This is a genomic window from Verrucosispora sp. WMMC514 (assembly GCF_027497295.1).
GTDB classification, from domain to species: domain Bacteria; phylum Actinomycetota; class Actinomycetes; order Mycobacteriales; family Micromonosporaceae; genus Micromonospora; species Micromonospora palythoicola.
Genome location: NZ_CP114906.1, coordinates 163,049 through 183,120, shown reverse-complemented (window position 1 = coordinate 183,120; position 20,072 = coordinate 163,049). Strand labels below are relative to the sequence as shown.

The following is a 20,072-nucleotide window of genomic DNA, read 5'->3' as shown; positions in this document are numbered from 1 at the left end:
CCCTGGGAAGCCCCCTGACGGGTGGCGTTCGCGTTGCGGCCGGATCGGGACCAATCCTGGTCGTAGCTGGCTAACCAGCGGAGACGTAACCGTTGCGGGGGTGTAAAGCGCTACCGGCGGACGCGCAGCAGCTCCGCGACCGACCACGCCTGGAAGGGGCACCCGGTGGCGGTGTGCGGGGCCGTGCCGTCGGCGGTCTCGCTGACCGAGCCGAGGCCGTACTCGCTCAGGTGCGCCTCCAGACCGGTGAACAGGTCGTCGACCGGCAGCCCGGCCCGGCGGACGGCGTCGGCGTACGGGCCGATCAGCCACGGCCAGACCGTGCCCTGGTGGTACGCGGTGTCCCGCTCGGCCGGTCCGCCCCGGTGCCGGCCGAGGAAGCCGGGACAGTCCGGGGACAGGCTGCGCGGGCCGAGCGGGGTGAGCAGGCCCGCGCCGAGGTGCCCCAACGCCTCGACGTCCGGCTCCATCGGCGCGAACGGCAGCGACCAGGCCAGCAGCTGATTGGGGCGCAGCAGGTCGTCGTCGTGGTGGGCGGCACCACCGAGCGGGTACGCCGGTGCGGGCGCGTCGACCACGTCGTGCAGCCAGCCGGCCGGGGTGGGGAAGCGGTCCCGGAACGCCTTGACCGCCCGATCGTGCAGCCGGTGCAGTCCGTCGGCGTCCTGTCCGGCGAGTTCGGCCAGTTCGGCGATCCCGGCCACCCCGTTGATCCACAGGGCGTTGACCTCGACCGGCTTGCCGTGTCGCGGAGTGACCGGCACTCCGTACACCCGGGCGTCCATCCAGGTCAGCGCGGCCCCGGGGGCGCCGCAGGTGAGCAGTCCGTCGGCCGGGTCGACGGCGATGCCGTACCGGGTGCCGGCCACGTGCGCGTCGACCACCGCGCGCAGCGCCGGCAGCAGTTCGTCACCGAGGTCGGTGTCGCCGGTGACGGTGACGTGCCGGCTGACCGCGTGCAGGAACCACAACGTGCCGTCGACGGTGTTGTACTCGACCCGCCCGGTGTCGGCGGTGTTGGCGAGCATCCCCTCCGACAGCGTCGCCGCGTACGAGCGCAACAGCTCGCGGCCGAGGTCGGCCCGACCGGTACGCAGGAACAACCCCTCGTACGAGATCATCGTGTCCCGGGACCAGGCGCCGAACCACGGGTAGCCGGCCACCACGTCCGGCCCGGTGGCGGTCCGCACCACGAACGCGTCGGCGGCGAGCGCCAGGGTCGCCCCGACCGCGTCGGCCGGCCTGGCCGCCGCGACCACCTGCCGGTTGCGGTGCCGCGCCGCCGCCACCACCTGCGGGCCGGGCGGCGGTTCCTGCTCCAGGTCCGTGGCCCAGGCCAGCACCGACAGCGTGTCCCCGGGGCGGTGCAGGGTGTCGCGGAACTGGCCCGCGTACCACAGGTCCTCGTCCGGGTGCAGGCCCCGGGCCGCCTCCTCGCGGTGGTACACGCCCCGCCACCAGTGGCCCTGCGGCGACCAGCCGGGCCCGGACAGCCGGTACGCCCCCTCGATCACCGCGCCACCGTCGACCGGATCCATCCGCAGGGGTGGCCCGTCGCCGCGTCGCTCGCCGTGCGCGTCCCGCCAGGTGCCGGCGGCGGCCAGCTCCAGCTCGACCGGAGGGCCGCTGACCAGCCGATGCACCACCGCGACACAGGAACGGCCGGGCAGCATGGCCAGCTCCCGCTCGATCACCACGTCGCCGACCCGCCACCGCCAGCGCGGCAACCCGTCGGCCAGGTCGAAGCGTTCCAGCAGCTCGAAGCCGCGCGGATCCACGTCACCGGAGACCCACTCGTGCGCGCCGAGGCGCACCCGGGCGCCGGAGGGCAGCAGCACCGCCGGATCGAGGCTCGCCAGTGCCACCCTGCGGGAGGCCGGCGTCGCGCCCGGGACCACCAGCAGCCCGTGGTAGCGGCGGGTGCGCAACCCACCCACGGTGCCCATCGCGAATCCGCCCAGCCCGTCGGGGACCAGCCACTCGCGGCTGGCGGCGCTGGTCAGCTCGCCGCAGACCTGCGAACCGTAGCGAATCTCGATCAACTTTCCTCCACGGCGGCGAGGTGTAACACGACACGACGACAATGGCCGCTGTGGAGAAGTACCCCGGCGGCGTCGAAGATGTTCAGGTGATCAATGACAGTTCGCCCTCCGCCCCCGACGTCGAGCGGATCCGGCTCGCCCAGGCCGATGCCGGGGAGCAGGACTGGCGCGCATGGGGTCCCTATCTGTCCGAGCGGGCGTGGGGGACGGTACGGGAGGACTACAGCGAGCACGGCACGGCCTGGGACTACTTTCCCCACGACCATTCGCGGTCCCGAGCCTACCGGTGGTCCGAGGACGGCATGGCGGGCGTGTGCGACGACCGGCAGACGTTCTGTTTCGCTCTCGCGTTGTGGAACGGACGGGATCCGATCATCAAGGAGCGGATGTTCGGCCTCGGTGGCGACGGCGGCAACCACGGCGAGGACGCCAAGGAGTACTGGTGGTACGAGGACTCCACGCCCACCCACTCCTGGATGCGGTGGCGGTACCACTACCCGCAGGCCGCCTTCCCGTACGACGAACTGGTCGCGGTCAACGGGCTGCGCGGCCGGGACGACACCGAGTACGAGCTGGTCGACACCGGCATCTTCGACGACGACCGGTACTGGGCGGTGACCGTCGACTACGCCAAGGCCGGCCCGACCGACATGTGCGTCGTGGTGACCGTGGCCAACCGTGGCGAGGAGGCCGACCGGCTGCACGTGCTGCCGCACCTGTGGTTCCGCAACACCTGGTCGTGGAACCTGCCCGGCGGTGACCGGGTGCCCCGGATCGTCGGCTCGGGGCGGCGGCTCGTCGGCGAGCACTGGGTGCTCGGTCAGATCATGCTCGAAGGCGACGGCGACCCGACGCCGCTGCTCTGCGACAACGACACCAACGCCGAGCGGCTGTGGGGGCTGACGAGTCGTACCCCGTACCCGAAGGACGGCATCAACGACCACGTGGTCGACGGCGCGGAGACGGTCAACCCGGACCTGGAGGGCACCAAGGGCGCGTTGCACTACGTGCTGGACGTGCCGGCCGGCGAGCAACGGCGGATCCGGCTGCGGCTGACCCGTACCGCCCCACCCCCGGGCGGTGGCCAGCCGCCGCCAGCCGACCTGGGCGACGGCTTCGACGCGGTGGTGTGGGCCCGTCGCGCCGAGGCGAACCGGTTCTTCGACGCGGTCATCCCGGCCGAGGCCAGCGCCGACGAGGCGCTGATCGCGCGGCAGGCCATCGCCGGGCTGATGTGGGGCAAGCAGTTCTACCACTTCGACGTCAAACGGTGGCTGGAGGGCGACCCCGGCTCGACCCCGCCGGCCGGTCGCCGGTACGGGCGCAACAGCCACTGGTGGCACATGACCAGCTTCGACGTGATCTCCATGCCGGACCCGTGGGAGTACCCGTGGTACGCCGCCTGGGACCTGGCCTTCCACTGCGTGAGCATCGCCCGGGTCGACCCCAACTTCGCCAAGGAACAGTTGCTGCTCCTGCTGCGGGAGTGGTACCTGCACCCCAACGGGCAGATCCCGGCGTACGAGTGGGCCTTCGGCGACGTCAACCCGCCGGTGCACGCCTGGGCGGCGTTGAAGGTGTTCGAGATCGACGGGAGCCGGGACCACGACTTCCTGGCCCGGATGATGCACAAGCTGCTGATGAACTTCACCTGGTGGGTCAACCGCAAGGACACCGGCGGCAACAACGTCTTCGAGGGCGGGTTCCTCGGGCTGGACAACGTCGGCCCGTTCGACCGTTCGGCCGCGCTGCCGGTGGCCGGGGTGCTGGAGCAGTCCGACGGCACCGGCTGGATGGCGATGTACGCGCTCAACCTGCTGGACATCGCGATCGTGCTGGCCGAGCACGACCGCACCTGGGTGGACACCGCGACGAAGTTCTTCGAACACTTCGCCTACATCGCGGCGGCCGCGTACGACCAGGGGTTGTGGGACGACGAGGACGCGTTCTTCTACGACGTGCTGCGGCTGGCCGACGGCACGAAGGTGCCGTTGAAGGTGCGCTCGGTGGTGGGTCTGCTACCGCTGGCCGCGGTGACCCGACTGACCGCGCGGACCCTGCACCGGCTGCCCGAACTGGGTGCCCGGCTGCGCTGGTTCCTGACCAACCGGCCCGAGTACGCCTCGGTGGTCGGCGCGCGGCGGCTCGGCCCGGACGGGCGGCAGCAACGGCTGCTGTCCATGTGCGGCCCGGAGCAGGTGGTGCGGTTGCTCGCCCGGATGCTGGACACCGACGAGTTCCTCTCCGAGTACGGGCTGCGGACGCTGTCCCGCGCCCACCTGGACAAGCCGTTCGCGGTGACCCTGGGCGGGCAGGAGTTCTGCGTCGGCTACGAGCCGGCCGAGTCGACGAGCGGCCTGTTCGGTGGCAACTCGAACTGGCGCGGGCCGATCTGGATGCCGACGAACTTCCTGCTCATCAGCGCGTTGCGGGACTACGCCGCGTTCTTCGGCGACGACCTCCAGGTGGAGTACCCGACCCGTTCCGGGGTGAAGAAGACCCTCGACGAGATCGCCGACGACCTGTCGGCCCGGTTGATCGCGCTGTTCACCCGCGACGGCTGGGGCCGCCGGCCGATCTACGGCGCGGCGCAGTTGTTCCAGACCCACCCGGACTGGCGCGACCTGGTCGCCTTCCCGGAGTACTTCCACGGCGACAATGGCGCCGGCCTGGGCGCCTGGCACCAGACGGGCTGGACCGCCCTGGTCGCCGACCTCATCCTCACCCTGCGCCGCTGACCGGGCCGCCGCCTTCAGTCGCCAATCCGTCGCGACCGGGTGACCCTGCGTGACGTGGGGCTAGCATCGGCGGCGTGTCCGGAGCAGACGAACCAGGCACCGGGCGGGACGGCGACGCCATCGTCACCACCGCCTGGCAGCTGGCCGAGGCCGAGGGCCTGGCCGCGATGACCACCCGCCGGCTCGCCGAACGCGCCGACGTCGACCTCGGTGCCCTCTATCAGCGCTTCGCCGACCGGGACGCGGTGGTCGCCGCCGTCGCGGTGCGAGGCTTCGCCGACCTGGCCGCCGCGCTGACCGACGCGCGTGCGGCGGTCGACTGCCCGGCGAACGTCTGGCCGGCGGTGATGGCGGCCTACCTGGACTTCGCGTACGCCAATCCGGAGGTCTACGACGCGATGTTCGCCCACACACCGGAGCTGACCCTCGGCGCGGAGCAGGTCCCCGAGACGGTGGCGGCCACCTTCGATGAGCTGCGCACCGCGCTGACGCCGTTGGCCGCCGGCCGGGACGCCGACATTCTCGCCGAGCTGGGCTGGAGCCTGCTGCACGGCATGGTGATGCTCACCCGGGGCGGCCGACTGCGCCCGGAAACCCAGGAACACCGCGAACACCTCCTCAGCAGAACCCTCTTCAACCCCCACTGACCCACCCCACCCTCCCTGCCCCGGCCCATCCCGGCGCGGTGATCAAGAAGTTTTGGTCGGAGTTCGTGCGCGGGAACGACGCAAACTTCTTGATCAACCGAGAGGGGGAAGGAGGACGGGGAGCGGTGCGGGGGCGGGTGGTTGCGGGGGGTGGGGTGGGGGCGTAGGTTCGCTGGCACGCCGATCGAGTGGAGAGGAGGTCAGAACAATGTCCGATGTTCTGCGCCCCGTCCGCGGCCCGGCGTCCACGCGGATCTGACCCGGGGCGTCGCTGTCCCGGAGGATCTGCCATGACCGATGTGGTCATCCGCCCGCTCGTCGCGGGCGAGGAGGAGCTGTTCGACTCGATGCCCGACCCGTTGCCGCAACTGCGACAGATCAGCTACGCCGACGGGATCGCCGGTGGCGGCTACCGGCCGGAGCACACCTTCATCGCGCTGCGCGGCGACCGGGTGGTGGGCCGCGCCGCGTGGCTGTTGCTGCCCGGTGCCGTCGGCGAACCGTGGCTGGAACGCTTCGACCTGGATCTCAGTCCGTTCACCGGTGCGGCGCGGCCGGCCGAGCCCGCCGGGTCGGTCGACACCGTGCGGCTGGTCGATCCCGCGGGGTCGGTCGGCTCCGCGGGGCCGGTCGACCCTGCGGGGCCGGTCGACCCTGCGGGGCCGGTCGACCCTGCGAGGCCGGTCGACCCTGCGGGGCCGGTCGGCACGGCGTCGGAGGTCGGTGCGGCGTTGCTGCGCGCCGCGCATGACGCGCTGGGTGGCCCGAAGGTGTACCACGCGGCGCTGCCGGCGTACTGGCGGCGGCAGCCCGAGGTGCGGGCGGTCGCCGAGGCGACGATGGCTGCGGCCCGGCTCGCGGGACTGGTCGAGCGGGGGGAGCGGCTGCGGTTCAGTTGGGCGGGTGGTCCGTTGCCGGCTCCGTCCGGCCGGTTCTCGTTCCGCCCCGCCGAGGACGCTGCGGAGATCAACGCCTTGGTGGCCCGGATCGCCGAGCCGGTCGTGCTGACCGGTGCCGAGACCGCCCGGGCGGTGGCCGGAGTGGACCTGGCCCGCGATCCAATGGCCTGGTTGACCGGTACGCCACTCGGCAACTGGCGCGTCGCACTGCACGGCGACGAACCGGCGGGGCTGGCGGGGCCGACGGCCGACGCCTGTTTCCCCATGATCGCCTACCTCGGCCTGCTGGACGAGTCGGTGTTGGGTGAACTGCTGGCCGACGCGGTCGCGGCGTTGGCCGGCGGCGGGGCGTACGAGGTGGTCGCCGACGTGGACGCGCACCGGGTGGCGGTGGTGGCGGAGCTGGAGCGGACCGGCTTCCGGCGGATCCGCTCCCGGGTGGTCTTCACGCCGGCCTGAGCCGACGATCGTCTGCATTCCAGTGACCGTCGTGCCGGCGTGTCGGGTCACTGGAATGCAGACGATCAAGAGTCCGCAGTATTCGGGTCGTCGGGCGTGCGCCGGTTCGCCTAGAGTCCGCCAGGTGACGCGTGGGGCAACCATCGAGCCGGGACGGGTGTTGGTCTTCGACGCCGACGACACCCTCTGGGAGAACAACGTCGTGTTCGAGCGGGTGATCGACGACTTCCTGGAGTGGTTGGACCATCCCACGCTGGACCGGGTGCAGCTGCGGGCCGTGCTCGACGACATCGAGCGGGCCAACACCGTCACCCACGGGTACGGCAGCAAGGTCTTCCTGCGCAGCCTGCGGGATTGTCTGGAACGGCTGCGCCAGCGGCCGGCCACCGAGGCGGAGCGCCGGGAGATCGACGAGCTGGCGGTGGCCCTGGTGACGCATCAGGTCGAGCTGATGCCGGGGGTGGCCGACGCCCTGGACGAGTTGGCCACCCGGCACGAGCTGCTGTTGCTGACCAAGGGCGAGCGCGAGGAGCAGCAGCGCAAGCTGGACGCCTGCGGGTTGCTGCACCACTTCTCCGCCGCGCACATCGTGGCGGAGAAGAATGTGGAAACCTACCGTTGGCTGGCGAAGGAGCACGGCTTCGAACCGGCGGGAGCCTGGATGATCGGCAACTCGCCACGCTCGGACATCCTGCCCGCCCGGACCGCCGGCTGGAACGCGGTGTTCATCCCGAACGCGAACACCTGGGTGCTGGAACACGACGAGTTGGACCTGGCGGACGCGGGTTTGCTGCGCCTCGCCGCCTTCCCGGACCTGCTCCTCCACTTCTGAGCGGCGGCTGGCCGCCCGCCGCAATGCGTCTGCGCAATCCCCGCTTCGAGGGGCGACAGGACCCGCGGAAAGGCCTGACGCCTCGATATCTGATCGATAGCCCGGGAAGTATCGACCGCACCTAGCTTCTACCCGTCGTATTGGCCCTTGACCGGAGGGTGACGGGTGAAGAGAACACTACGGGGATCGTTGATCGCGGTCCTGGCGGTCACGCTGGTGGGCAGCACCGTCGGCGGGAGGCAGCTGCTGACCCATGACAGCCCCGACCAGGCAGCGGGTTTCGAGGATGGGCCGGGCCTGCTGGAGCGCATCGGCGGCGCGGCGAGGGACCTGGTCGGCGGAGGTGTCGGGCGCACCAAGCCCGAGGTGGTCACCGCCGGGCTGACGGTCCACGAAAAGGCGCTACCGGCCAAGGCATGGCCGCCGCAGAAGCGGGTCCGGGAGCTGACCGGCAAGCGGACGGAGAACGCCCGCGTCTACCAGCTCTCCGACGGGCGGACGCAGGCGGAGATCTCCGCGGTGCCGCTGCACTACCAGGACGCCAAGGGCCGCTTCCAGCCCATCGACACCAAGGTCCGCCCGACCACCGAGAAGGGCTACATCCAGGCCAACCGCAGCAACACCTTCACCAGCCTGTTCGGTGACAGCTCCGACGAACTGGTCCGCTTCGAACGGGACGGGCGCAGCATCGAACTGGGCCTGGCCGGTGCGGCGCAGGACGTGACGCCGAAGGTCAGTGGCTCGACGGTCACCTACCCGGGCATCGCCGACGGCGCCGACGTCGTCTACGACGTCACCGCAACCGCACTCAAGGAGAAGATCGTTCTGCGGAAGGCGCCGAGCGGACCGGCGTCGTACACGTTCACCCTGGAGACCGCCGGCCTGACCGCGCAGCAGCGGGACGACGGCTCGATCGCCTTCGTGCGGGCGAGTGGTGGTGAGCCGGCCTTCGTGATGCCGGCGCCGTTCATGTACGACGACAAGGACGACAGGTCGTCCCCGCACGGCAAGGTGTGGAGCGACAAGGTCACCCAGACGGTGACCCGGTCCGGCAGCACCTCGACGATCACGGTGACCGCCGACGCCGGCTGGCTCGCCGACCCGGCGCGCGTCTACCCGGTGGTCATCGACCCGACGATCAAGATCCAGCCCGTCCCCGCCGACGCGCAGGACGTGCAGATCTACTCGGGCAACACGAGCAAGAACTACAACGACACCTACCAACTGAAGGTCGGCACCGAGGCGACCCACACCTGGCGGTCGCTGCTGAGGTTCAACCTCGGCACCATCCCGGCGAACACGCCCATCGACGACGCGCAGCTGCAGCTGTACTACTCGCAGACCCACACCCAGTGGGCCTACGACGTGCCGATGGAAGCGCGGCGGGTCACCACGGCATGGTCCGAGGGCACCGCCACCTGGGCGAACATGAGCGGCAACATCGCGGGCGCCCCGGCCGGCAACGTGGTGACCAAGGACGACGGGGACTCCGGCACGTCGGTGGTCGGCTCGTGGCCGTACTCCAGCAACGCCACGCTGACGCCGAAGGCGGTCAACGGCGACTACCGCTACCACGGCAGCTCCAGCTCGTCGGACACCCACACCTGGGTGCCCACCATCACCGAGTCGGGCGACTACCAGGTGGAGGTGCACTACGTCGGCGCCTCCGACCGACCCACGAACGCGAAGTACACCGTGCACCACAGCGGCGGCTCGAAGGCCTACACCGTCGACCAGACGACGCCCGACAGCGCCGGCAGGTGGGTCACCCTCGGCACCCACCCGTTCGTGGCCGGCACCACCGGCAAGGTGGTCCTCAACGGCGTTCCGGGCACGTCGGCGAACGCCGACGCGGTGCGCTTCACCAAGGCCGGTGCGGTCAAGAAGAACGCCAAGTCGAGCGTGTGGACCTCGTTCCCGGTCCGCAACCTGGTGCAGGACTGGGTGAACGGGACGCACTCGAACCACGGCTTCATGATCAAGGCCCTGGACGAGGCCACCAAGGACCGGGGTGGCCCGATCTACGAGGCGTCGGAGTACGCGTACGCGAACGACCGGCGGGACTACAACCTGCCGAAGCTGGTCGTCACCTACGGCCGGCCGGGCGTTCCGGTGGACCCGCCGACCACGATCACCTCGACCGGTGCGGTGCTGTCCTGGCCGGCGTACGTCGACCCGTCGACGGCGACCGGTGACGACATCGTCGAGTACCAGGTGCACCGGAACGTGCACCAGAACTTCACGCCCTCGGCGGCGACGCTCGTCGCCCCGGTCTCGTCGGGCACGCGGACCTATCAGGACACCACCGCGGAGCCGACGGCGGCCGACAACACCGACCCGATGGCCCGCAAGTTCTTCTACTACATGGTCGCGGTGAAGACCCGCGACGGGCAGTTGCTCGCCGGCCCGACGCAGCCGGCGATGCTGCCAAAGGCCGGCCAGATCACCCGGATCTACCGGACCGCGGCGACCGACGCGACCGGCTCGAACGGCGTCATCGACACCACACTCTCCGCGGCGCGGCCGACGGAGAACGTCGACGTCTACGACGGGGATCCCTACGTCAGCCCGGGTAACAACTCGCCGTACTACGGGGACTCCCGGGGCGTGGTGAAGTTCCCGACGCTGAGCGGCATCCCGACCGACGCCAGGGTCGTCGGCGCCGAGCTGCGGATGTACAACAACGCGCTGTTCCCCGGCACGGACACCGACGAGTACGTCGACGTCTACAAGCTCAAGCGCGCCTTCAACGAGACGAAGGCAACGTGGAACACCTACGACGGGGTGAACGCCTGGACCACGCCGGGCGGTGACTACGACGCCGCCTGGAAGGCGAGCTTCAACGGCTTCACCAACGACCCCGAGTGGGAGACCTGGGACGTCACCGCCGCCGTCGACGGCTGGGTGAAGACCCCGGCCAGCAACTACGGCCTGCTGCTGCGCCAGCGCGACGAGGTCAACCAGACCGCCCGGGCGATGCTGCTCTCCTCCGAGGGTGCCGAGCCGATGCTGCGGCCGACGCTTGAGGTCACCTACCTTGAGCAGACCGCCGAGTCGACGTACTACGCCGCCTCGACCCCGCAGGTGCTCACGCCGAACACCACGTACACGCTGCCGGTGACCGTGTCGAACCCGACGCTCGCGGCCTGGAACACCAGCGACTGGGAGCTGTCGTACGACTGGAAGCGCGCCGACGGTGTCACCGACGGTGCCGACGCGAGCTTCGAGCTGCGCACGCCGCTGCCGAAGAACGTGCCGGCCGGCGGCACGGTGGACGTCGCCGCCCAGGTGAAGGCCCCGCCGTCGTCGACGGAGGGGAGCAAGCGCACGCCCTACGTACTTCAGTGGGAACTGCGTAACAAGCTCACCGGCAAGAAGCTGTCGGAGACCACGCCGATCAAGGCGCTGCCGCAGAACGTGGCGGTCGAGGAGCCGACCTCCGATCAGCTCGGCCTGGAGAAGTTCTACTCGTACGCGGGCAAGAACACCGGCGCCGGCTCCACCGTGATGAACAACCTGTACGCCGGCAACACCGTCTGGTCGTACAACGCGTTCACCAACCCGTCCCGGGGTCTGTCGACGTTCGTGCGGCTGGCGTACAACTCGCTGGACACCTCCGACACGGTCGCCGGCTACGGCTGGTCGCTGCAGGCGTCGTCGCTGATGCGGCTGGGCACCCCGCTGGACTTCCACCCCAACCCGAACCCGACCAAGATCACCCTGACCGATGGGGACGGCACCAGCCACTGGTTCACCTGGGACGCGGCGGCGAACGAGTGGAAGAGCCCGAAGGGCGTGCACCTCTACCTGCAGAAGCACACCCCGGTCGACTGCAAGCCCAATACGCAGGAGCCGCGGGCCTGGGTGCTCACCAAGCCGGACCGGACGCAGTTCTTCTACGACTGCGAGGGCTTCCTGTCCAGCGTGGTGGACAACAACGGCAACGAGATGCGCTTCGTGTACGAGGAGCGCAAGTCCAACAACAAGCCGACGAAGTTTCTCCGCTACATCACCGACGCGGCCGACCGACGCACCCTCACGGTCGACTACCACGCCAAGGGCCAGGCGTTCGACTACATCGATGACACGACCTGGACGCGGAAGTCAGGCACCAACCTGACCAACCCGCACATCATCGACAAGGTCTCGCAGATCACCGACATCTCGGGCCGTAAGCTCACCTTCACCTACACAGACAAGGGCCTGCTCGGTGAGCTGATCGACGGTGCCGGCTCCACCAACGGCGCGCCGAAGACGTTCAAGTTCGCCTACGACATGACCCAGGGCAACAAGAACGTCAAGCTGGTCAAGGTCACCGACCCGCGGGCCAACGCGACCAACCTGGTCTACAACTACCCGCAGACCGGGGACGACCCGAAGTGGCACTGGACCACCAAGTCCTACACCGACCGGCTCAACCACGCGACCCAATTCGCGTACACCGACCCGGACGGGCCGCAGGGCAACAACATCGACACCACTGTCACCGACGCGGAGGACCACGCGACGGCGTACCGGATGGACGGCTACGGCCGCCCGTACCAGACCACCAACGCGAAGAACGAGATCACCAAGCTCGGCTGGGACGACGACCACAACGTCACCCGGCTGGAGGAGGCCAACGGCGCGGTCTCGACCTGGGCGTACGACGCCAAGACCGGCTACCCGACCGAGATCAAGGACGCGGAGGCGGTCAAGAACGGCACCTCGGGCACGGTGCTCAACTACCAGCGCCAGCTCAACGGCTATGTCGCCGATCTGGTCGAAAAGACCAGCCCGGAGGGGCGCAAGCACACCTTCGGCTACGAGGCCGACGGTGACCTCGCCTGGGTGGTCGACCCGATCGGCAACACGACGTCGGACCCGGAGGACTACAAGACCTCCTACACCTACGACGCGTGGGGACAGATGCTGACGGCGACCGACGCCAACGGCAACACCACCAAGAACGACCTGTTCGACGACAACGGCTACCCACAGAAGATCATCGACGCGAAGACAAAGGCCACGACGTTCGTCTACGACGTGCGCGGCCAGGTCACCAAGGTCACCGACGCGTACGGCAAAGACACCACGCAGACGTACGACACGTTCGGCCGTCCGCTGGAGAACCGGGTACCGAAGGACCAGGCGGCCGGCGACTTCGTCGTCACCCCGGCCCCGGAGTACGACCAGAACGACAACGTCGTGAAGTCGTACGCCCCGAACGGCGCCCTCACCACCGCGTCGTACGACAAGGCGGACCAGCTGACCTACACGCTGGCGCCGGTCGACCAGACCGGTGACCCGGAGCGGAAGACGTCCTTCACCTACGACAAGGTCGGCAACCTGCTGACCGCCACCGAGCCGAAGGGCAACCTGACGCCGACGGTGGCCGGCGACTACGTCACCACCAACGCGTACGACCCGATCTACCAGCTCACCAGCGTGACAAACGCCGAGGGGCACCGCATCACCTACGAGTACGACAACGTCGGCAACGTGAAGAAGGTGGTCGACCCGCGCAAGAACGCGTCGGCGCCGACCACCGACTACACGACCCTCTACGACTACGACTGGGCGCACCGGGTCACCAAGGTCACCGACGCCATCGGCAAGTTCACCACCAGCCGGTACGACCGGGACGGTCTCGTCACCGCGACCATCGACCAGCTCGGCAACACGACCGAGGTCACCCTCGACCGGCGGGGCAAGCCGACCGAGGTGAAGGTGCCGCACAAGAACGACAACGGCGACATCACCTACCGGACGACCAAGTACGAGTACGACGAGGTCGGCAACCAGACGCGGGTGATCAGCCCGCGCGGTGTGGCCACCACGGACGACCCGGACGACTTCGCCACGGTCAGCGTCTACGACGAGCTGAACCGGGTGAAGGAGACCCGCACCGCGTACGACAAGGACGACGCCCGCTACAAGACCGCGGACGTCACCACCTACCACTACGACGACGTGGGCCGGCTGGCGAGGGCCAGCATGCCGCCGTCGGCGGGTGAGTCGGTCCGCAACGACACGACGTACTCGTACTTCGACAACGGCTGGACCAAGTCCAGCAGCGATCCGTGGGACATCGTCACGACGTACGACTACAACAAGCTCGGCGCGCAGACGGCGCGGACGGTGACGTCGGCGGGTGGATCGTCGAACCGCACGATGACCTGGTCGTACTTCCCGGACGGCAAGCTGGCGTCCCGCACGGACGACGGCGTGCCGGTCGGCAAGCACGTGGTGCTGGTGGACAACTCCGATTTCAACAACGTCACCACCACCGGCACCTGGACGGCCGCGACCACGGCCGGGAACAAGTACGGCCCGAACTACGCCACCCGGCCGGCGGGCACCGGCACGAACACCTTCACCTGGCAGCTCAACGTGCCGCAGGCCGGCACGTACGAGGTGTTCGCCCGCTACCCGCAGGTGTCCGGCGCCGCCACGGACGCTCGATACACCGTCAAGCACGGTGGCGGGGACACGGTGAAGACGGTCAACCAGACCGCCAACGCCGGGACGTGGGTGAGCCTCGGCTCGTACAGCCTCACCGAGGGCAACAGCCACACGGTGTCGCTGTCCGACCAGGCGACAGGCACGGTCGTCGCGGACGCGGTGAAGGTGGTGCGGGACACCACCGGTGTGACCGACAACGAGAAGGTCGACTACGCCTACCGGTACGACCCGAACGGCAACCTGCAAACCATCACCGACTCGTCGCCCAACGCCCGAGTGGACACGTACTCGGTGGCCTACACGGGCCTCAACCAGGTGCAGACGGTGACCGAGCGGAAGTCGGGGACGGTCAAGAACACGACGTCGTTCACCTACAACGAGAACAGTGCCCCGCTGACCACGGAGCACGACAAGCAGTACGCCAGCTACGGCTACGACGAGCGTGACCTGGTGTCGACGGTGGTCAACGGCAAGTCCGCCACCGACGCCGACAAGAAGACGACCACCTTCATCTACACCGATCGGGGTGAGAAGAAGCAGGAGACCAAGGGCAACGGCAACACCGTCGACTACTCCTACTACCTCGACGGACTGTTGAAGTACCAGGTCGAGAAGAAGTCGAACGGGACGTTGGTGTCCGAGCACACCTTCACCTACGACCTGAACGGCAACCGTTCGCGGGACGTCGCTAAGAAGATGAACGCCGACAACAACTCGGCGTATCTGAACACGACAAGCGAATACACCTACGATCCGCGTGACCGTGTGGTGTCGGTGAACAAGAGCGGTGACACGCCGGGCGACGAGACGTACGTCCACGATGCCAACAACAACGTCATCAACCAGACGATCAAGGGCGCCTCAACCACCTTCAACTACGACCGCAACCGGCTGCTCACGGCCACCACGGGTGGCGCGACCGCGTCGTACAACTACGACCCGTTCGGTCGGCTGGACACGGTGACCGCGGCCGGTGTGGTGATCGAGAAGAACCTGTACGACGGCTTCGACCACGTCATCGAGAACCGCAAGAACATCGGCACCGGCACCACGGTCACCAGGTACACCTACGACCCGCTGGACCGCACGGCGACCAAGACGGCCGACGCTGGCGGGGCGAAGGAGAAGACCACCACCTTCAACTATCTGGGCCTGTCGTCGGAAGTGCTGGACGAGGAGGTGGCTGGCGAACTCACCAAGTCCTACCAGTACTCGCCCTGGGGCCAGCGGCTGTCGCAAATCACGCACAAGGACGACGGCACCGAGGAGGAGGCGTACTACGGGTACAACCCGCACACCGACGTCGAGCAGCTGACCGACGGAACCGGCAACACGAAGGCCACGTACGGCTACACCGCGTACGGGAAGAACAACGAGGCCGAGTTCACCGGTATCGACAAGCCCGACGCCGCGGATCCGACGAAGGAGCCGTACAACGCCTACCGGTTCAACGCCAAGCGGTGGGACCAAGCCTCCGAGTCGTACGACATGGGCTTCCGCGACTACAGCCCGGGCCTCAACCGGTTCTTGTCCCGGGACAGCTACAACGGGGCCCTGGCCGACATGAACCTCGGTACGAACCCTTGGACCGGCAACCGCTACGCCTACGGCGGCGGCAACCCTGTCAGTGCGATCGAGATTGATGGTCATGACTTCTTTAGGAGCCTCGGTGAGTTTGTGGCCGGAGCCAGAGCTGGCTGGGACAACTGGGGTGCGGACACGGCGAGCGGCCTGATCTCTTTCGCGAAGGATCCGGTGGGAGCCTTTAAGGGGATGGCTGAGGAGTCGATCAACTGGAGCCAGAAGTACGGGCACGCTCCCGGGACTCCGATGGGGAACGGTATCGGTTGGGGCTGCACCCTCACCGGCGCCTGCGAGATCTACGAGAATATCAAGGCAGGGAATTACTACGAGGCCGGATATCAAACGGGAGGGATGGGGCCTGAACTGGCGATCAGTGCCGGGACAGCGGGAGCCGGTGGCGGAATCAGCGCTGGTTTAAAGGCGCTCAGGACGGCGGCCAAGGCCGGCCGGCCGGATCCTGCCTATCCCAAGCCGAAGGCCAAGGCGGGCGTGGCCCTTCCGGACAACCCGTTGGACCTGGTGCCGGCATCCGCGTCGAAGCGGGATCTTACCCCTCACTCCGGTGGTGGTGCTCAGTACGGTGTGGAGTACAAATGGTTGCAGGATGGGCAGACGATTCGTCTTCGCATCCACGGCCCTGATTCGACGGCGCCAGCCGGCTCGAACGCGGCCAGTGGTGTCACCTACCGCGTGCAGGTCGGACAGCGGTTTCTCGACCCGGCTGGCAATCTCTACCCGAGTGGAGTGCACAATCCACGGAGTTCGAACTATGATCCGGCTGCGGCCAACGCGACCCACATCCCCTGGCCGTCGAACGTTCCGTATCCGTGGAGCTGATAATATGGTCGAAGCGTCCTATCTAATCACGACACTTGTCCGCAGCATAAGAGAGGTAGGCTTCGATGAAGGTGACCTTTTAGACTCCTTCACGGACCAGCTCGGTGCCTACTCGGATGATGAGGCGTACCTGGTCGTATGGTGCCTGACACGAATGGTCATCGAGGGTTTGAGCGCTCGTCCTCGAGAAGCGGCATTGCATGCGATGGCTGAGGTTGTCGAGTGGCATCCATCGGCACTTCAAGCTGCGCACGGTATCTGTGGTTTGGACCGCTCACGCTGGACGGCATCCGAGGTGGAGTACGCCGAAACGATTTGTCGTAACGCGACTGGTTCCTGAACGGTGTGACGGGTGCGTCGGCTGTCTGCCGGCGCACCCTTCACCTCCCGCTTGGGAAATCTGTAGGGGTTTGGGCGTCGGACCTGCCGGCCGACGCGAACGGGACGGTGACCGTCGCGTTGTTGAGTTGCGGCGCGGGCGTGGGAGCCGGTGAACTGTACGTATTCAGTTTGAGGTGAGTCGGCGGCGTTAGTCCACTCTGGTTGATCGGATGGCCTGATCATGGTGTGTCGTCTGCCTCGTGGGTCCTGCCCTCGTACGAGGAGCTGTTGGCGATGCTGGTTGAGCTGCGGGAACGGGTGGATCGGCTGGAAGCCGAGAACGTGGAGCTGCGGCGCCGGCTGGGGTTGAACTCGTCCATACCGCGTCTTTTGACGGGCTGGCGAAGCCGCGCCCGCAGCCGGGCGAGAGCAAGCGCTGTGGTAGGCGGCGCGGTAAGCAGCCGGATGCGTCGGGATCGACGTTGGAGTTGGTAGCCGACCCGGATCAGGTGGTGGAGCGTCGGCCGCAGCGGTGCTGTTGCCCGAAGGTTGGGAGGAGGAGACCGTGATCGCCGGATGCGAAGAGTTCCCGTTGACCGATGGTGCGTCGATGCTTCAGGATCCCCTGTTCTGGCCGACCTACCTCTCGGCCACGATGGCGCCCCACCGGGATTCGCTGGTCACCGAAGCTTTCGCGGTTGACGTAGCCGCCTGCTTTGAATACTTCGATCGGCTGACCGACCCTGACGAGTGGCCGGTGTTTCGGATCAGCCTGAATAACGGATACGAGATCGATCTGGTCTACTGGAACGAGCCGGACGACAACAGTACGGAGTTCGTCTTGAGTCGACCTGGCCAGAATTCCAAGCTGGATCTGGCAAGTGTGGGAGGGCACGAGTTCCGGCCGGGAATGAGTTGGCCGGAGTTCGTTGCCGCCGCCAACCTCTCCGGCGATCCGCATGGGATCGTCGAGCCGCATGCTCGACTGCTGTTGCTGCTACCCGCCTTCGGGGACGCGGACCTGCCGGCCGACGCGAACGGGATGGTGGCCGCCGCGTTGAGGAGTTGTGGCGCGGGAGTGGGAGCGGGTGAACTGGCCGCGTATATGCTGCGGCAGCCGGAGAGGTGGCCTCGCTGGCGGTCCGACGTCAACGGTGCGCTGGTGTGCGATGGGCGACACAGTCGGCGCAACCCGGCGGGACCAGCTGCGCATTCACCCGCCGACCTGCTCGAGATCTCAACGGCGCTAGCTGCAAGATGATCTGTGTGAGAGCGGGCCTGGCCTGCATGGGTTTGCTGGCTAGGCGTTTTTACCCGCCGGATCGTTACGCTGACGCGCCGTCGTAGCCGATAGACAATCGCCACGATTGTCGTCGATCGATGCATCTTGTTGTCGCCTGCGGCCGGCATTTAGCCTGAGCGCGCTCGAAGGCTCAACGGGGGAGCGAAACATGCAGGTTGACCTCAGGCTACTCGGCCGGATGCAACTGATCGTAGACGGTGCCACCGTCACGCCGGGATCCGTGAAGCGGCAGGCGGTCCTCGCCGCCCTGGCCCTGGCGGCGAACCGGCCGGTTTCGCTGAACCGTCTCTCCGAAGTGGCCTGGGGCGACGAGCCGCCGCCTTCTGCGGTGGCCAACCTGCGGTCGCACGCGATGAGGCTCCGCAAGGTGCTCGGTGACCGGCTGGTCGCCCGTCCCAACGCGTACGAGTTGTGCGTGGCTGACGAGGAACTGGACGTCGACCGGTTCCAGCGGCTGGCCCGTGCGGGCCGGGTGGACCTGGCGGCCGGGCGTCACGGCCCGGCGGTCGCCTCGCTGACCGGTGCGCTTGATCTCTGGCGGGGCCGCGCCGGTGACGGACTTCCGTCGGGTCCGGCGTTGGACGGCCACTGGGCCAGCCTGGAGGAGCAGCGCCTTCAGGTGTTCGAGGAGTGGGCGCAGGCGCGCCTGGCCGTCGGCGAGCACGGCGATCTCCTCGGTGAACTGCGGCGCCACCTCGCCGCGCACCCGCTGCGGGAGCGCGCGTGGGGGCAGTTGATGCTCGCCCTCTACCGGTGCGGGGACATGCCGGCGGCGCTCACCGCGTACCAGGAGGCACGCGCGGCGCTCGACGAACACCTTGGTATCGAGCCGGGGGAGGACCTGACAGCGCTGCACCGGTCGATGCTGGATCGGTCGCCCGATCTGGCGCACGGCGACAGTGCCCGGAGCCGGCCGGACGAGAAGTCCCGGCTCGTGACCCCGGCTGCCCTCGTACCCCGGGAACTGCCGGCGGACCTCACGACGTTCGTCGGGCGTACCCGGGAAGTGGCGGACGTGGTCGCGGCCGCGCGCGGCGGCAGGCCGGCCGCCGTGGTCGTCAGCGGGCCGGCCGGCAGCGGGAGGACGGCGGTCGGGGTCCGGGCGGCGCACGCGGTCGCCGCGGAGTTCCCGGAGGGGCAGGTCTTCGTCGACCTCGGGTCCCGGCCGTCGGTGACCTCCGGTGAGGTGCTGGGCCGGGTGCTGCGCGCCCTGGGTGTGCCGGCGGACGAGGTGCCGGAGGATGTGGACGAGCGGGCCGGCTGGTACCGGACCCGGGTCGCCGGCCGGCGGATCCTGCTGGTGCTCGACGGGGTGATCCGGGCGGAACAGGTGCGACCGCTCGTCCCCGCCGGGCCCGGTCCGGCGCTGATCGTCGTGGGCCTGCGGAAACTGTACGGCCTGGACGACGTCACGTCGGTCGGGTTGCGGCGGCTTACCGACTCCGAGGCGCGGGCGCTGCTGGCGGCCCATGTCGGCGCCGACCGGCTCGAGGCGGAACCCGCCGCCACGGCGAGGCTCGTCCGGCTCTGCGCCGGTTCGGTGCTGGCCCTGCGGATCGCCGCCGCACGGTTGGCGAGCCGTCCGGAGCTGCCGGTCGGCGTTCTGGCGGAGCGGGCGGACGACGGGCGCGGCCGGCTGGACGTTCTGGCGTTCGGTGACCTGTCCGTGCGGAGGAGTCTGGCGACCCGGGTCGCCGCGGTCCGCGCCACGGACGAGGTGACCGGCCGGATCCTCGCGCTGCTCGGGGAGTCACCTGAGGCGTCGGTCGCTCCCGAGCAGACCGCGGCGCGGCTCGGCGTCACCACCGAGCGCGTGTGGCGGGCACTGGAGGGCCTGGTCGACGCGCACCTGGTCTACCGGGACGAGCCCCTCGGTTACCGGCTGCCCGCGCTGGTCAGCGACTACCTGGCCGAGCTGGTGGCCCGGCCGAGGACGGAAGCGCGGGCGAGACCGGTCGCGGCATGA

8 protein-coding genes are annotated in these 20,072 nt (G+C 68.7%); 7 read left to right on the top strand and 1 reads right to left on the bottom strand.

Going from position 1 to position 20,072, the window contains the following annotated elements; genetic code table 11:
- Positions 1-110: 110 nt before the first annotated feature.
- On the bottom strand, positions 111-2,042 hold the full coding sequence (locus tag O7597_RS00740) for an amylo-alpha-1,6-glucosidase (protein ID WP_281581753.1): 1,932 nt from the start codon (positions 2,040-2,042) through the stop codon (positions 111-113).
- 41 nt (positions 2,043-2,083) lie between these two features.
- Here O7597_RS00740 and O7597_RS00735 point away from each other — a divergent pair, with 41 nt between their 5' ends.
- The 7 genes from O7597_RS00735 (at position 2,084) to O7597_RS00705 (ending at position 20,072) form a co-directional block, all read left to right on the top strand.
- Positions 2,084-4,780 (top strand): glucosidase, encoded by a 2,697-nt coding sequence (locus O7597_RS00735; protein WP_281581752.1) that lies wholly within the window; start codon positions 2,084-2,086, stop codon positions 4,778-4,780.
- A gap of 74 nt (positions 4,781-4,854) precedes the next feature.
- Positions 4,855-5,427, top strand: a complete 573-nt coding sequence (locus O7597_RS00730) for a TetR/AcrR family transcriptional regulator (protein ID WP_269742425.1) — start codon at positions 4,855-4,857, stop codon at positions 5,425-5,427.
- 290 nt (positions 5,428-5,717) lie between these two features.
- Positions 5,718-6,785 (top strand): acetyltransferase, encoded by a 1,068-nt coding sequence (locus tag O7597_RS00725; RefSeq protein WP_281581751.1) that lies wholly within the window; start codon positions 5,718-5,720, stop codon positions 6,783-6,785.
- 157 nt (positions 6,786-6,942) lie between these two features.
- Positions 6,943-7,617: an HAD family hydrolase gene (locus O7597_RS00720; RefSeq protein ID WP_281583353.1), complete on the top strand. Its 675-nt coding sequence runs from the start codon at positions 6,943-6,945 to the stop codon at positions 7,615-7,617.
- Positions 7,618-7,782: 165 nt separating this feature from the next.
- A complete protein-coding gene (locus O7597_RS00715) occupies positions 7,783-16,482 on the top strand; it encodes a DNRLRE domain-containing protein (protein ID WP_281581750.1) in 8,700 nt (2,899 codons plus the stop codon).
- 853 nt (positions 16,483-17,335) lie between these two features.
- Positions 17,336-18,064: a hypothetical protein gene (locus O7597_RS00710; protein ID WP_281581749.1), complete on the top strand. Its 729-nt coding sequence runs from the start codon at positions 17,336-17,338 to the stop codon at positions 18,062-18,064.
- A 220-nt stretch (positions 18,065-18,284) separates the two neighbouring features.
- Positions 18,285-20,072, top strand: coding sequence for an AfsR/SARP family transcriptional regulator (locus O7597_RS00705; protein WP_281581748.1), 1,788 nt, complete (start codon positions 18,285-18,287; stop codon positions 20,070-20,072).